The sequence below is a fragment of the Gluconobacter albidus genome, from assembly GCF_002005485.1.
Classification (GTDB): Bacteria; Pseudomonadota; Alphaproteobacteria; order Acetobacterales; family Acetobacteraceae; genus Gluconobacter; species Gluconobacter albidus.
This window is the reverse complement of the sequence record NZ_CP014689.1, coordinates 1,247,831-1,263,981: the sequence shown is the minus strand read 5'-3', so window position 1 is coordinate 1,263,981 and position 16,151 is coordinate 1,247,831. Positions and strand designations below refer to the sequence as shown.

The 16,151-nt window shown below is 58.6% G+C and carries 12 protein-coding genes; 11 read left to right on the top strand and 1 reads right to left on the bottom strand.

The window, feature by feature from the left end; genetic code table 11:
• The first annotated feature begins 28 nt into the window (after positions 1–28).
• On the top strand, positions 29–946 hold the full coding sequence (locus A0U94_RS05615; RefSeq protein ID WP_077802734.1) for a DMT family transporter: 918 nt from the start codon (positions 29–31) through the stop codon (positions 944–946).
• Positions 947–1,094: 148 nt separating this feature from the next.
• Positions 1,095–2,270, top strand: a complete 1,176-nt coding sequence (locus A0U94_RS05610; protein WP_149026689.1) for an MFS transporter — start codon at positions 1,095–1,097, stop codon at positions 2,268–2,270.
• Between the two features lie 19 nt (positions 2,271–2,289).
• Here A0U94_RS05610 and A0U94_RS05605 read toward each other — a convergent pair whose 3' ends face one another.
• On the bottom strand, positions 2,290–2,742 hold the full coding sequence (locus A0U94_RS05605) for an RrF2 family transcriptional regulator (protein WP_062029055.1): 453 nt from the start codon (positions 2,740–2,742) through the stop codon (positions 2,290–2,292).
• Positions 2,743–2,821: 79 nt separating this feature from the next.
• Here A0U94_RS05605 and A0U94_RS05600 point away from each other — a divergent pair, with 79 nt between their 5' ends.
• The 9 genes from A0U94_RS05600 to A0U94_RS05560 all read left to right on the top strand — a co-directional run bounded on the left by A0U94_RS05600 (position 2,822) and on the right by A0U94_RS05560 (position 16,149).
• Positions 2,822–4,000, top strand: a complete 1,179-nt coding sequence (locus tag A0U94_RS05600; protein WP_077802732.1) for a globin domain-containing protein — start codon at positions 2,822–2,824, stop codon at positions 3,998–4,000.
• A 603-nt stretch (positions 4,001–4,603) separates the two neighbouring features.
• Positions 4,604–5,827 (top strand): LysR family transcriptional regulator, encoded by a 1,224-nt coding sequence (locus A0U94_RS05595; RefSeq protein ID WP_077802731.1) that lies wholly within the window; start codon positions 4,604–4,606, stop codon positions 5,825–5,827.
• Entirely contained in the window at positions 5,824–7,122 is a 1,299-nt protein-coding gene (locus A0U94_RS05590; RefSeq protein WP_077802730.1) for an MFS transporter, read from the top strand. Before A0U94_RS05595 ends, A0U94_RS05590 begins: the two co-directional genes overlap by 4 nt.
• Positions 7,119–9,503, top strand: coding sequence for a TonB-dependent receptor (locus A0U94_RS05585; RefSeq protein ID WP_077802729.1), 2,385 nt, complete (start codon positions 7,119–7,121; stop codon positions 9,501–9,503). Before A0U94_RS05590 ends, A0U94_RS05585 begins: the two co-directional genes overlap by 4 nt.
• Before the next feature lie 10 nt (positions 9,504–9,513).
• Positions 9,514–10,869 (top strand): MFS transporter, encoded by a 1,356-nt coding sequence (locus A0U94_RS05580; protein ID WP_077802728.1) that lies wholly within the window; start codon positions 9,514–9,516, stop codon positions 10,867–10,869.
• Entirely contained in the window at positions 10,866–12,386 is a 1,521-nt protein-coding gene (locus A0U94_RS05575) for an aromatic amino acid lyase (protein ID WP_167369358.1), read from the top strand. The genes A0U94_RS05580 and A0U94_RS05575 overlap by 4 nt, the downstream gene beginning before the upstream one ends.
• Before the next feature lie 22 nt (positions 12,387–12,408).
• Positions 12,409–13,731, top strand: a complete 1,323-nt coding sequence (locus tag A0U94_RS05570; protein WP_208611678.1) for a dihydroorotase — start codon at positions 12,409–12,411, stop codon at positions 13,729–13,731.
• A complete protein-coding gene (locus tag A0U94_RS05565; RefSeq protein ID WP_077802725.1) occupies positions 13,728–14,981 on the top strand; it encodes a Zn-dependent hydrolase in 1,254 nt (417 codons plus the stop codon). Before A0U94_RS05570 ends, A0U94_RS05565 begins: the two co-directional genes overlap by 4 nt.
• Before the next feature lie 55 nt (positions 14,982–15,036).
• Entirely contained in the window at positions 15,037–16,149 is a 1,113-nt protein-coding gene (locus A0U94_RS05560; RefSeq protein ID WP_077803867.1) for a DUF917 domain-containing protein, read from the top strand.
• The last annotated feature ends 2 nt before the right edge of the window (positions 16,150–16,151 follow it).

The window sequence follows — 16,151 nt, the reverse complement described above, 5'->3', positions numbered from 1 at the left end:
AGTATCGTGCATCGAGGTATAAGTTAAAATGAAGCATGATCTGAAACGCGGCGCCCTGCTTCTGGCATCGGCCACGTTTTTTGTTGCGGCGCTCAATGCCCTTCAAAAGCTCACCGGAACGCGGCTTCCAGCTCTTGAGATCATCTTTTTTCGCAACCTCTTTTCTCTGCCTTTTGTACTTCTGATCGCCTCCAGAACAGGTATTGTCCTCAGAACGCATCACTTTGGTGGTCACCTGATCAGATCTGTCGTCGGGCTGATCAGCATGATCATGGTCGTCATCACCGTGACACGACTGCCGCTGGCAGAACAGCAGGTCCTTTCCTACACCCAGCCCCTGTTTCTTGTGCTGCTTTCAATCCCGCTGCTGCAGGAGCGGCCTTCCCTTCAGCGCTGGATTGCGGTTCTGATCGGGTTTTCAGGTGTCGTGGTTGTCGCTCTTGGAAAAGGGCTTCTCAATACAGACGCTACATCGGTGTCCACCATCATCTATCTGCTGGCGCTGGCACAGGGAGCGGTCGGTGCGCTGACGACCATGCAGATCCGCCAGCTTTCGGCCACCGAGGCCAGTACGACGATTTCGTTATGGCAGGCCATTCTCATGACAGTCATGACGGCTGCGCCCCTCCCTTTCATCTGGATCACACCAGGGTGGCAGGACGGTTTGTGTCTGGTGGTTGTGGGCGCTTTTGCCGGAATTGCCCAGGTTCTTCAGACCGAGGCTTTTGCTTCGACGCAGGTCTCTGCCATTGGTCCATTCGCCTATACGGGTCTGCTCTGGGCGGCACTGATCGGCTGGCTCGGCTTTGGCGAAATTCCCAGCTCCGCCATGGCTGCCGGCGCAGTTCTGATCATCGGATCAGGCGTCTGGATGCTGCGCCATGACCGGGCATCGAAAGCCAGAGCGGCAGTCGTCGCAACAGTTGAAGCCGCCGAGGGCTCCTGAGCTTTCCTCGTCTTTCCATACCTATCATCGTACCCAACAGCAAAAATTCCCGGAGAATGACAGCGTGACACCCGATCAAGCCACAACGTTCATATCCCGGAAACGGAACATTCCGTCTCGATACATATTTTTCATTCTGGTCTTTCTGATGTACGTCATCAGCTACGGTGACCGTGCAGCGCTTTCCATCGCCCTGCCCACGCTCGGGAAAGAATTCACACTTTCTCCCGTACAGATGGGCTGGGTCTCCTCCAGCTTTCTCTGGTCGTATTTCCTGCTGAATCTTCCTTCAACCATGCTCCTCGACCGCAAAGGGGCGCGACTGATCGGCAGTCTCGCAGTATCGATATGGTCTTTTGCAATGTTGCTGGGGGGAATGGCTCACAACATCACCCAGTTCCTGATGACGCGTGTTCTGCTCGGCGTCGGAGAGGCACCGACCTTTGGTGTCGGCGCTACGGTTGTCCGTAACTGGGCGCTCCCAAAAGAACGCGGCTCCGTCATGACGATCCTGTTGACCGGCATGCAGCTTGGACTGGCTGGGGGTACGATCGCCGGGGCTTACCTGATCTCGTTCTTCGGTTGGCGCTTCGAATTCATGGCACTCGGGGTGATCGGGCTGGTCTGGGCCGCAATCTGGTGGCTGGTCTATCGCGCCCCAGCCGACAGGACGTCTCTCCCTACCCGCGCGCCCTTTTCCCTTGGGTCAATCCGGAACCTTTTCAGATCACGGTCTTTTCTGGGTATTCTCGTTGTCCAGTGTACCCAGAACTACCTGAATTTTCTGGTCATGTCCTGGATGCCCCTTTACCTCATTCACGAACTTCATATTGATATTACCGGAACAGGTAATCGGACAGCACTCTGCTATCTCGCCGCAGCTGTTGGTGCGATCGTCATCGGCCGTATTCTTGAACATTTCACTTTCCGGAACGGCATCCATCCGCCACGCCGCAGGTTCATCGTTGCAGCCTGCCTTGGAGGAGCCGCCACGATCGGCTTTCTCCCCCGGTTCCATACCATGACACCCATTCTCCTGATCCTTGGAGGTTCGCTGGCCTGCCTGATTGCAGCGAACGGTGCGAATACGGCTCTGCTTACAGACCTGGTCGAAGACGGAGACAAAATCGGCACGGTGACGGGCGTTACCCTGACCTGTAGCAACTCTCTTGGTCTTTTTGCACCGATCGTAACGGGTTATATCGTGTCCTACACCGGGCGTTTCGATATGGCGTGGTATATGTGTTCGGCGGCCCTGACAGGAGCCGGATTGCTCTCACTCCTGCTGGTTCGCGCTCCAATTTCCATGCAACGCGCCCCGTAAAACCAGAGCAGAAAGTATTTTATGAAGACGGCTTGGCGAGTTCTGGAAAGAGCCTGGCGAGATCGGTGGGTTGAAGGATATCCGCCAGCGTATAGCGGTCGAGCACACCCATAAAAGCGTCCAGCGCTTCACCGAGAACCCCTCGCAGCCTGCAGGCTGGTGACAGGATGCAGGGCCGGCCTCCTGAGGACAGACCATCGCAGTCCACCAACATCATGTCCTCTTCCGTAAACCGCACCACAGTCCCGATCCTGATCTCTTCGGCAGGGCGCGCCAGCATCAGACCGCCGCCTCGACCACGGATTGTCTTGATGAATTCCCCCTGCCCCAGACGATGCACCACTTTAACAAGATGATTTTCGGAGATTCCGTAAGCATGCGCGATCTCACGGATCGAAACCCGCACTTCAGGGCGCGCGCCCAGATACAGCAGGGTCCGCAATGCGTAATCGGTATGAAGGGTCAGGCGCATACGAGTCATTTGACAGATTGACACACAGAAGTCACGACCTTAAAGGTGTAAATTATATACACCTTTAAGGGGACCCATCATGTCCACTTCAGATCGCAGCCTTACTCCAGACGTTATCGCCATCATCAAGGCTACCGTGCCTGCACTTGAAGCGCACGGACTGGCCATCACTACGGAAATGTATCATCGCCTTCTGGCGGATCCGGCCATTTCGGAATTGTTTGATCCCACCCACCAGTCCAAAGGCACGCAGCCCCGCGCCCTTGCGATGGCGGTTCTCGCTTATGCGAAGAACATCGACAATCTTGGTGTCATGGGGAGCGCCGTAGAACGGATTGCACAGAAGCATGTCAGTCTGGAAATTCTGCCGGAACACTATCCGCATGTTGCAACCGCTCTGCTGGGGGCAATCCAGCATGTCCTCGGTGCCGCCGCAACGCCCGCCATTCTCGATGCCTGGGGCCGCGCCTACTGGGCTCTGGCAGATATCCTGATGGGCCGCGAACACCAGCTTTACGATGTCAGTACTCATGCTGAAGGGGGCTGGACAGGATGGAGGACTTTCAGGATCGTTCAGGCCACCCCGCTCTGTGAAAATGTCACTACGTTGGAACTCAGGCCGACGGACGGCAAGCCTGTTATCAAGGCTGTACCCGGACAGTATGTCGGTGTGGATCTGGATATTCCGGATCATGGCCGGACGCGCCGAAACTATAGCATCACGTCCCGCCCGAACCATGATTCTTACACCATCAGCGTGCGCCATGTTCAGGATGGTACCGTATCGTCATGGCTGAACAGCCAGAGTTGCGAAGGGCATGAAGTCCGGCTCTCTCCACCTGCAGGCAACTTCATTTTGCCTGAACATTTCGATACCCCGGTGGCATTCGTTTTCGCAGGTATTGGAGCAACGTCCATGATCGGCATGATCGAGGATCTGGCTGCCCGTCCCCAAGACCCTGCCGTCAGCATCGTACAGATCGCCCACTCCCGCGAGACGGCGCCTTTTGCCACCCGACTGGCTGAAATCGTTCGTAATTCTGGCAGTCGCATCACCCTTGATACACGCTTGACATCAATTGATGGTCGCCCGGATGCGGAGTGGATTGCAGCGCGTATTCCGCACAGCGCCACGATCTTTCTCTGCGGCCCGGTGGGCTTTATGCGTGATACGATCCAGGGTCTTTCTAAAACGGGTATTCCCGTCGACCATCTTCGGTACGAAACATTCGGACCAGACACCGGCGTCACGGATTAACCCTCAGAGCGCCGCAATAATCATTTTTATTTTACAGGCATCCTGAAGAGAAACCTTCTTTTCAGGATGTTTTTTATAAAGCGGACTGGCCGACTTCAACAGTCGCTTCATGTCGCTATGGCGGATCTTGGTTTCGAATACTCAGACAACCGCATTCTTATTCACGTGTCGATTTGTCCCAGATTGGATTTGCAAAGCAATGTATCCATGCCTAGGTCGGGCTTAAAGATCCCATGAGTTCTACAGGAACCTAAAATACATTCTCCAAGTATACGGTCCCACAAACACGTTTTATTTTCAAAATAGGTCTTCTAGACAACATCATATTATATATCTGAACCAGCCTCCTGTCAGAGGCATCTTCTTTACAAACCTGTCCGGTGAAATGAACTGCATTACCCGACCTCAGCAGTCGTCAGTCGGGATTGCCGTTGCCGAATAGCGCAACATGGAATGCTTTTTTTTGCATAAGATATGCATAAAAGCATTTTTTTATTGCAGCCCCGTGACGACAGTGTTCTCATACAATCTTGTTAGTTAATTTTTATATTGAACTATTTTATATTGTTCAATATATTTCGGGTCTTGTGAGGGCTGTTGGCGATGGAATTACCTGCGCTCACATATTTTGTGGCTCTGATTGACGTGGGCTCACCGGCAAAAGCGGCTGAAGCCTTGGGCGTCAGCTCCTCGACCGTCAACCATGCGGTGCAGGGTCTTGAACAGTCGATGGAGTTTCCGCTTCTCCTTCGCACGTCAAAGCGGCGATACCCCGAAGCCGTTCCAACGGCTTGCGGACAGAGCCTCTATCGGTCTGCCCTGTCTCTGCTTTACTGGGGTGTTGAACTCGTGTCACCTCCGCAGGACGCATTGGAAAAATCAGTAATATCCCTGAGTCTTACGGACTTGCGGATGCTCCTGCAGACGGGCCTGACCCTTCGCATGATTGGCTACTTCCTGACGGTCTGCGAGGTCGGGAGCGTCGCAAAAGCCGCCCGAAAGCTTTCGATCTCCCAGCCAACCCTGTCGCGTCAAATCCAGAAACTGGAGACAATCCTCAATCGGAAGCTTCTGATACGTTCTCCTTTCGGAATGCAGCTTACGCCTGAAGCACAATTGCTGCTGGAAGGATGCCAGCGGGCCGATCAAACCTATCGCAGCATCATGCGGGACGAAAATTTCAGCTATTTCCGCCAATTCCGCACATTGCGACTGGCCTCCATGATGCCGTCCAGCAGCGACAGTTCCCTGACGCTGACACTGGCCAGACTTGTGCGTCTGTGGCGTGAACGCCGTTATCAGCCCACCCTGACGGTTTCCACGCTGGCAGCCCCCACGATGGTCGAAGGACTTCTGGAAGATACTTACGATGTTGGCCTGACCGACCTTCTGGATGTTCCCCCCACTCTTGATCACGTGGATCTGGAAATATCGGACCTGCATCTGGTCTTCGCCCGAGGGCATACTCTGAACGGCGGAATGCTCTCTTCACTGATCGAAGGTGGCACGCTGGCCATACCCGCGTTCGGTACGGGGTTACGACGCCTGACAGACCAGTTTCTGGAACACGCAGGGCTGGTACCAGCATCGGTGTTTGAAACGCAGTCCATCTCTCTCATGCTTCGCCTCGTCATTGATGGAACATGCTGCGCCATCATGCCTGCCGGCTCCTTTCGCCCGCAGGATGTGGACTCTCTGCCGCTGCCTTCACGCTATCGCATGATCACGCGCCTGATCTGGAAAAAGACCCATTCCAATCCCGCCAGCATTGAACGTTTGAAATCCTGCCTGCTGGAAAACAGACGTCACCGGAAGTCTGCGGCATGACAGTCATTCCGGCTGTTCCGGGGTGGCGCCGTCGCCTGAGTGTCGCTCTGCTCGTGCTGGCAGGCTGCATCAGCTATATTGACCGGTCCGCTCTCTCCATCGGCAATACCGCCATCATGTCAGACATGCACATGTCCTACACCGGCATGGGCTGGCTGCTGTCCGTCTTCGCATGGGCCTATCTGGTCAGCCAGATTCCCGCGGGACTTCTGGCGGACCGCCTTGGTGGACGGCTGTTGCTTGGGGCTGGTCTGTGCCTGTGGTCCTGCGCACAGATCGGCTTTGGCTTCGTGTCAGGCGTGGCGGGATTGTTCATATGCCGAATTCTGCTCGGAATGGGGGAATCCCCGCTGTTCCTGGCTGGAACACGCGTTCTCGTGCGCTGGTTTCCGCCTGCGGAGCGAGGGACCGTTATCGGACTGTTCAACGGGTCTGCGGCCCTCGGCCCGGCTCTTGCGCCACCGGTGCTTCTGGCAATCATGGCGTTTCAGGGATGGCGGGGAATGTCCGTCAGCATCGGGATCCTCAGCCTGCTGCTCGGGTTGATCTGGGTACTCTATTACCGTGATCCGACAGGCCCTGTTACTACTCCCGCACAGGCGTCATCCGTGCTTCGCGATGACCTGGGATATCTGCTGCGCCAGCGGTCCAGCTGGGTTGTGACCGCGGGTTTTGCCGGAATTATCTACCTGACCTGGCTGTATGCGACCTGGCTGCCCGCGTGGCTTCAGTCCGCCTACCATCTCACTGCCGCACAGGCAGGACTGCTCTCGGCCCTTCCCCAGATCTGCGGTTTTGCCGGTAACCTGACGGGCGGGCTGCTTTCCGACCGCCTGATGGCAAGGGGTATGGGCCGGCTGGAAGCCTGCCGGCGGCCGGTCGTTCTCGCGATGCTCGCGGCGGCTGTGATGACGGGCCTGACCACACTCCATACCGGATTGGTCATTTCGATGGCTTTCATGGCAACCGCCCTGTTTGCCGGAGGTCTCGCCATGAGCGCGGCATGGACGCTCGGAACCGTCATTGCCGCAGAGCATCGCGTCGCGACGCTTGAGGCGATCCAGAATACGGGGGGCTCACTTGGTGGCGCGCTTGCCCCCGTCATTACCGGCATCATGGTGGACCATTTCGGATCCTTCGCCCCCTCGATGCTCGTTGCCTGCGGCGTAGGGGTCATCTGCGCCGCCATCTACCAGTTCGGACTTCGTGAAACGGATGCGTCGAGCAGCCACGCTCCATTCCCGATGTCCCCTTTCTCCCTGCCTGATCGGGCAAACCAAGGAACAATGAAATGATCACGCGACAGGCTCTCACGCTTTCGACCGTTCTCAGTGGCGTGGCAATCATTCCCGTATTTTTTTCGGGAATACTGTCTGCAGGGGCGCAGGCGGCCGACCGGGTTCCGGATGGTACAGCCCGGAAGGCACATACTCCGGCCGCTCAGAAGAGCGTTCCGAGAGTTCCTGCGAAAAAGGAACCCGGAATTCTCGGACGCGATGAGGCCATTACCGTTTTCGGTCATGGCTCTACACGCCAGATGACCAGCATTACGCACAGCATGATGCAGCAGAGCGCGCCGGGAACCTCTCCGCTCAAGGTCCTGAGCCAGTTGCCCGGCGTCGTCTACCAGTCCGCCGATCCGTTCGGAGCCTATGAATATTCCAGCCAGATTTTCATGCGCGGTTTCAGCCAGTCCCAGCTCGGATTCACGCTTGACGACATCCCTCTCGGAGACCAGCAGTTCAATAATTACAACGGACTCAGCGTTACGCGCTCGATCATCTCCGATGATGTCGGCGGCGTGGATGTTTCGCAGGGGGCGGGGGCGATCGACGTAGCCTCCACCAGCAATCTGGGCGGTGCAATCCAGATCCATTCCCTCGACCCCGATCACAAACGCGGTGGCACCGTCAGCCAGACCTTTGGCAGCAATTCTGCAATGCGGACCTATGTGCGACTGGACAGCGGAGACCTCAACAAGTCCGGCACGCGCTTTTATGTCGCCTATGCCCGAACGAACATGAACCTGTGGAAGGGTGGCGGCTATGATTATTCGGATCAGGTGAACGCCAAGATCGTCCAGCCGCTGGCGCGGGGCTCCTCAATCAAGGCCTTCTTCGACTGGAGCTCGACGCAGCAGTTTGACTACCAGGACATGACCATGAATTACCTGCATACGGTCGGCCCCAACCTTGCGAATTACTATCCGGATTATACGGCAGCCTATCATGCGGCACAGGGGATCTATCGGCCGGAATATCTCAAGACCAACGATCCCTATGACGCGGCCTATTATGCCGGTACGGCCAACCGGGTTGACTATCTGGGGGGCCTGACCCTGGACGAAAACTTCACGGACCGTCTGAACTGGAAGACCACGCTCTATGGTCATGCCGATACCGGCTACAGCACCTGGACGACGCCCTACATGCCGTCTCCAAACGGAGCGCCGCTGTCACAACGCATTCAGACGCCGGAAATCGCTCGTGGCGGTTTTCAGACCGCACTCACCTACAAAATCGCACGTCATACGATCAATGCCGGTGTCTGGTACGAGTACGGCAACTTCAACGAGAGCCGCTATTTCACGGAAGCGCCGCTTCTGGGACAGGGAACACTGGGCAATCCGACAACGGGTTTTCCGACCAGCAAGGTTTTTGCCCAGCCCTGGCAGGAAGCATTTTCGACCAACACGTTCGTCTTCCATCTTCAGGATACCTACCGCATTACGAAAAACCTGACGGTCAATGCAGGCTTCAAGTCCATGATCGTCAATGCGGGAAACAGTGTTCCGACGCAGAGCCTTGCCATCAACGGGACGCAGATCGCGCAGGGACGGCTTGAAGCCTCCAATGCATTCCTGCCGCAGGTTTCGGCAAACTGGCGCTTCCTGCCCCATCATGAACTGTTCTTCGATGTCTCGCACAACATGCGCTCCTTCCCCGAAGACGGATACGGGACCAATGTCTCCGCAACACCGTGGACATCGTCACAGACAGCGTTCCAGAGCACCAAGAACATCCTGCGGCCGGAGACAGACTGGGTCTATGAAGGGGGATACCGCTATACGACGCCATTCCTGAGCGCGCTGGCCTCGCTCTACCGGATCAACTTCTCCAACCGTCTTCAGCTGATCAACAGCCAGTCCGGCATCAATCCGATCACCGCGGTTGAAAATGTAGGCGGTGTCACCACGAACGGTGCGGAAGCGAGTGTCACGATCCGGCCGCTCGACGGGCTCTCCATTTACAACTCTTTTTCCTATGCGCATTCCACCTACGATCAGGATGTCACGACAGCCTCCGGCGTGCAGGCAACGCGCGGCAAGCTCGTGCCGAACTATCCGCAGTTCATGTACAAAGGGAACATCACCTACCGCCTCGGCGGCTTCGAGGTGCATGTCGATGGAACTTACCTGTCCAGCAGACAGCTGACCTATACCAATGACCTGCATGTTCCGGGCTATTTCCTCGCCAACTTCGGGGCCCGCTACAATTTCGGTAATATCGGCGTCCTGAAGGGACTGACGACGAGCCTGAATATCTACAACCTCGCCAACAAGACCTATGTCTCGACAACCAACGAGCTTGGAAACAACTTCGTCGATACCGGATATAATTACTTCCTGATGGGCGCGCCGCGTCAGTTCTTCGGAACCGTCAGTGCGCATTTCTGAAAACAGGGTCATGTCCTCACGCAGGCGGCTGATTGCAGCGGCCTGCATCGGCAATCTGCTGGAATGGTATGATTTTGCGGTCTATGCGCTGTTTGCGCGTTATATCGCCGCATCCATCTTCCACAGGTCCGACAGTTTTTCACAACTGGTCCAGAGCCTTCTGGTCTTTGGGCTCGGGGCCGTTGTCCGCCCGCTCGGCGCCATCCTGATCGGACGCTTCGCAGACCGGAACGGGCGCGGCGCTGCACTGACGTTCACCTGCCTGCTGATGGGGGCCGGAACGCTTATGATCGTCTGCGACCCGCCTTATGAAACAGGAGGGCGCCTGTCGATCGTCATCATCTGCGTGGCGCGTGTGCTGCAAGGGTTATCGGCAGGAGGTGAAATCGGGGGGGGCGCAGCGTTCCTGACTGAGCAGGCCACATCCGGCGCCCGGAGTATGACGGCCTCATTCCTTCAGGCAACAATGGGGCTGTCCAATATACTGGGCGCCACGGTGGCAACCCTCGCAACACTCTGCCTCGATCAAACGCAGATGACCGCCTGGGGATGGCGCCTTCCTTTTATCGTCGGGCTGCTGATCGTTCCCATAGGACTGATCCTGCGGCGCTCTCCCGATTTTGCCGGATCAGCGCAAACGCCACAACAGTCCGAAACGCCGGTACTCAAAACCCTTCTGCGTAAGTATCGCCCGTCTCTCCGCGTCTCTTCCGGGGTCTCGATCCTGTGGACGGCAGCTCCATACGCGCTGGTGATCTATCTGCCGCTCTACATGCAGACGGCGTTCGGCATTTCGTCCCATGTCAGCTACGCGGCCTATCTGGCTGCGAATGTCGTTCTGGTTCTAACCTCGCTTCTTTCGGGAAAACTTGCGGATCAATATGGCGCACGCCTCGTCCTTCTTGCCGGGATGCTGATGGTGCTCCTTGCTCCCACACCTCTTCTTTTGCTGGCAGGAGCATTCACTGATCCGCCAGTCATCACGCTGGTGATGATGGGGCTGTTTGGAGCGGTCGGGCTGTTTGCCGGGGCAGCCCCCGAAGGACTGGCCAGCCTGTTTCCTTCTGAAGTGCGGGCGACCGGAATCGCGGCGCCCTATAACGTGGCGGCTGCCCTGTTTGGAGGTTTCGCCCCCATGTTCCTGACAGAAATGGGGTCGCACTGGCATGGGATACCCTCGCCCGCACTCTACATCCTGCTGGCCGCAGTTCCGGCTGCGCTGGCTCTGGGATCTCCGTTGTGGCGACAGAGTACCACGTCTCCTCAACAAGCCGGAGCTATGGGACATGCAGCAAAAAGCATAACGCCTGCATCGCCGGATGATGGGACAGTTATCGCAGAATCACTCAAGGGGGAGCGGTTGTGAACGATATCACACTGACGGGCAAAACCCTGCCGCTCGCCGATCTCGTGAGCATTGCCGACGGCCGACGGATCAGCCTTTCAGAGGCAGCTTTGCGAGAGGTACGCGCGGGCCAACGCGCTCTCGCCGACGCGCTGGCGCGTGGCGAGGGTGTTTATGGGACGACCAGTATGGTCGGCGCGTTCAAGGACGCTGTTGTAACGCCGGAGGACAGGCCACACCACACCTTGCGCCTGATGCGATCGCATCAGCTTGGCTTTGGTGAAGCTCTTCCGGTCCGCACCGTCCGCGCAGCCATGCTCATCCGCCTGAACGGTATCCTGAGCGGTCATACCGGCGCGGGGCCGGATCTGGCTCGTGCCCTGGAGGCGCTGCTCAACACCGGCATCACGCCAGTCGTTCCGGAATACGGGTCCATCGGCTGCGCGGATGTGGGTCTGATGGGCCATGTCGGCGCGGTCCTGATGGGTGAAGGCGAGGCCTTCGGGCCGGATGGAAAACGGCTGAGTGCCGCAGTCCTTCTGAAGCGTTGCGGTCTCAGAGCATTTGTCCCTGGCCCGAAGGATATGATGACCGTCCTGTCGAGCAACGCGCTCGGTGTGGCGGGCGTAGCACTGGTCGTGGCGGAAATCCGTGCCCGTCTTCCGCTCTGGCTCGGGATCTATACGGTGTCCTGTGCAGGGTTCGGTGCGTTCAGGATTCCATGGGAAGCCGCACGGCGTACCGGAATGCCAACGGAACAGCGGATCGCACGTTTCCTCGAGCGCGTCAGCGGGGATGGAGGCTGGACGCCGCGGAGGAACCTTCAGGACCCGCTGAGCTTCCGCTGCATGCCTCAGATCGGCGGGGCGTTTCTGGCCGCGCTGGAGCGGGTCGAGGCCTCCCTCGCCTACAGTTTCAGCCATTGCGACGACAATCCGATCCTGCTGGATGGACGGGCGCTGACATCCGGAGCCTCGCTGCCACTGTCACTGGCACTGGACGCGCAGGCTTTCGTTCTTGCCCTGTGCCATTATGTCCGGGGCGTTCTGGGACGTATTCTGGCGCTCTGTCGCAACGACCTGTCCGGTCTGTCGCGCAACCTGACCTTCGAACCGGGGCGTCAGGTCGCCTTCGGAGCTGCGACCAAGCTCGCCGCGGATTTGGCGACGTCCATCCTGAGGGAGTCTACGCCGGCCTCGCTTTATCAGGTCCCCGTCGCCAACGGTTTTGAGGACGAGGCCAGCTATCTGCCGTCCATTGCACGCGCGCTGCGTCTGCAATGCAAGCTTCTGGAGCCTCTGGTGGCCCTGGAAGCCATGGCGGGACGACAGGCCGTCCGCCTCTCGGGCGCAACGCCCGAGGGCCTGCCCGGCGCGATTATCGCGGCTCTGTCGCAGGATATCCCCTGGCTCGACGATAGCCATGCGGTGGGAGACGTACTGCGGGCGACCGAGGCTGTTCTGGCCGAGTTCCCCCTCCCTCCTGCCCCGGAATTTGATTCTTCCCAGCCTGATCCGATGGAGTGCCTGTATGCATGACGTATTGCTGAAAGGAACGGTCGTGACCCCCTCAGCCGTTCTGGAAAACGGCTGGGTAGCCATTGACGGCACGAAAATCAGCCGACTGGGTCAGGGCACGCCTCCTGCGGCGCAGGACATACGTGACTATGGAGAAAGTCTTATCCTGCCGGGCGGGATTGATGCGCAGGTGCATTCGCGCTCCCAGAAAGGACAGGAAGACTTCATCTGGACGACCCGCGCCGCAGCGGCAGGCGGTATCACGACAATTGCAGACATGCCCTATGACGAGGGTTTTCTTGTCAACACCGCTGACCGTCTGAAACAGAAAGCCGCCGAAGCCGGAGAGCAGGCCCGCGTCGATTTCGCGCTCTGGGGCACGATCGCTCCCGGCGACAGTCTGCATCATATCGGCGAGATGGCGGCAGCCGGAGCCTGCGGCTTCAAGTTCTCGACGTTCGGGACGGACCCCAAACGCTTTCCACGGATCCCGGCCGATCTTCTCGCTCGGTGTTTCGGCGCCGTGCGCGAGACCGGGCTGATTGCGGGCGTTCATAATGAAGACGACGAAATGGTCCGGGCGCGGCTGGCACAGGTAACGGAAGCAGGCATTACGGACTGGCGCGCGCACGGACTGTCACGACCTCCCCTGACCGAAACTCTGGCGATGGCACAGATTTATGAAACGGCGGCTGGTACGGGATGCGCGGCGCATGTCGTTCACTGCTCCGTAGCGCGCGGCTATGCCTTATGCGCGTCCTACCGCCAGCAGGGTTTCGAGACGACCGCCGAGGCCTGCATCCATTACCTGGTGCTTGATGAAGAGCATGACGTCGCCCGCCTGGGCGGTCGCGCCAAGATCAATCCGCCCATCCGTCCGCGGGCGCAGGTCGAGGGGCTCTGGCACCATCTTGCTGCCGGGAACGTAAGCGTCGTTTCTACCGACCATGTTTCATGGAGCCTGACGCGAAAATCCGATCCTGACATGCTGAAAAATGCGTCGGGCGCCCCTTCGCTGGAAGTCATCTATCCCCTGTTTCTCACGGAGCTGGGGCGGCGTAACCTATCATGGACACATGCCGCACGTCTGCTGGCTGAAAATCCGGCCCGGCTGTTCCGTCTCACCTCTCGCAAGGGCGGTCTGGCCGCAGGACGCGACGCGGATATTACGGTCGCCCGACGTGAAGACTGGATTTACGATCCGAAAGCCAGTGGCCACGCCTTTGAAGACTGGAGCCCTTACGAAGGGCGGACGCTGGACTGGCGCATTGCCGAGACATGGCTTCGGGGAGAGCGGATTTTTGCCGACGGCGCCATACTGGCAAAACCGGGGCATGGGCGCTTCGTAAAGCCGGAGCAGCCATGAACGCCGCAGAATTCGTCCAGCCCGATCGCCTCTGGTCCGATCTCATGACGCTTGCGGACATCACTGATCCGGAACGTCCCCATACCCGCCGCTCCTTTTCCGACCGGTTTCTCGATGGTCGCCGCTGGCTGGAGCAGCGCTTCACCGAGGCCGGGCTGACCTGCCATCTGGACGATGCAGGCAATCTCATCGGCCGACGTCTCGGTTCCGCTGACGGGGCTGGAACGATCATGAGCGGATCACATTCCGATACAGTCCCCGACGGTGGGCGTTTCGATGGCATTCTGGGCGTGCTCTGCGGACTTGAAGCCGCCCGCGCCTTCCGGGATGCAGGGCTGGTCCTGCGGCACGATCTCGAAATCGTTGATTTCCTTGCTGAAGAGCCAAGTGATTTCGGCCTGTCCTGTATCGGCAGCCGGGGCATGGCAGGCGCGCTGACAACCGATCAGCGCGCGCTTGTCGCTCCTGGGGGAGAAACGCTGGCGCTGGCGCTGGCACGGATGGGGGGGCTTCCGGAGCGTCTCGATACGCCGCGCCGTACAGATCTGCGGGCGTTTCTGGAGGTGCATATCGAACAGGGCATCGTTCTCGAACAGGACGGCCTGCCGATCGGGGCGGTCACGGCAATTGCCGGTGTCACGCGCGTTGAAATCCTCTTTGAAGGCCGGGCGGACCACGCGGGAACAACCCCAATGGACCGCCGACAGGATGCAGCCGTCGCTGCGGCTGGTGTCATCACATTCGTCAGCCGCCGGGCGACGGAACTGGCTCGGTCCGGTCAGGGACATATGACCGCGACATGTGGGATCGTCGGGGTTTCACCGAATGCGTCCAACGTGGTGCCCCGCTCCGCCCGGATCGTGGTGGACATCCGGGTTTCGGAACGCGCCGTCGTCGAGGCGTTTCTGAAGGAACTTGAAACAACCAGCCTCAGACTGGCCTCCGAGGCGCATGTCCGGTTAGAGCGATTCACGCGTCTGTCGGATACGAAACCGGTTATCTGCGATGCAACACTCGTCCGCATGATCGAACAGGCTGCCGGTCAGCTTGGGCTGAAACACCGTCAAATAGTGTCCGGCGCGGGTCACGACGCGGCTTTTGTCGCACAGCTTTGCCCGGCCGCCATGGTGTTCGTGCCATGCCGGGATGGACGCAGCCATGACCCGGAAGAATGGTGCTCGCCGGAGGACGCAGCCAACGGCGCGCGCATCCTGACACAGGCTCTTCAGGACATTGATCGGGATTTTTGAATGATAGTTGTCTCCCCGCGCAGGAGTGAGACGCCGCAATACGGGAATGGTCACGATGGGCAGAATACTGGTTGAAAAAGATGTCGAAGCCGCGATCCGGGGCGGATCGGTCTTCGCCTGTGGCGGCGGTGGCTGGGTTGAACATGGGCGGATGCTGGGTATGGCAGCCGTCAATGCCGGACAGCCTGAGCTCGTCTCCGCGGAAGAGATTGAAGACGATGCCATCATCGCCACGGCGGCAGCGATCGGTGCGCCTGCCAGTACGACGGAATGGCAGATGCTGGGTGTCGATTACGTCAACGCCGTAAAGCTCGTCCAGAAGGAATTGGGACAACCAATTTACGGTCTCATGATCGGACAGAATGGCAAGTCCAGTACGCTCAATGCCTGGCTTCCCGGAGCGATCCTGGGCACGAAGGTCGTGGATGCGGTTGGCGACATGCGCGCTCATCCCACCGGCGACATGGGGTCCATCGGCATGGCCAATTCGCCCGAAACAATGATCCAGGCCGTTGTCGGCGGCAACCGCTCCCGCCATTCCTATATCGAGATGGTCGCAAAAGGCGCGACTGCACGGATTTCGCCCATTCTGCGGACCGCCTCCGATATGTCGGGCGGCTTCATCGCATCCTGCCGCAACCCGCTTCCCGCGTCTTACGTCAAACGCCATGCCGCATGGGGCGGAATTTCCCGTGCCCTCGCATTGGGAGAAGCCATCCTCGAAGCCTCGGGCAAAAGCGGAAATGCCGTCGTCGACGCCATTCTGAAAACGCTCGACGGGGCCATTCTCGCGCAAGGCATAGTCAGCCGGAAGTCGGTCACCTATACGCCTGAGGCCTTCGACGTGGGGACTATTACGGTCGGACAGGGCGCTTCTGCCGTGACCCTGCATGTCATGAACGAATACATGGCGGTTGATGGTGCGGACGGTCAGCGTCTGGCCTCGTTCCCCGATATCATCACCACGCTTGCTCCGGACGGCTATCCGCTGAGCGTCGGGGAAATCGAGGAAGGCATGGAAATCCTTGTCCTTCATGTTGAGAAAACCAAGTTTCCGCTTTCCTCAAGTGTTGTGGATCCGGCCGTCTATCCGCCCGTCGAGCGTGCTCTGGGCATTGATCTGGCCAGCTATGCGCTTGCTCCCCCTCCTCTTGGCAAGGACATCTGAAA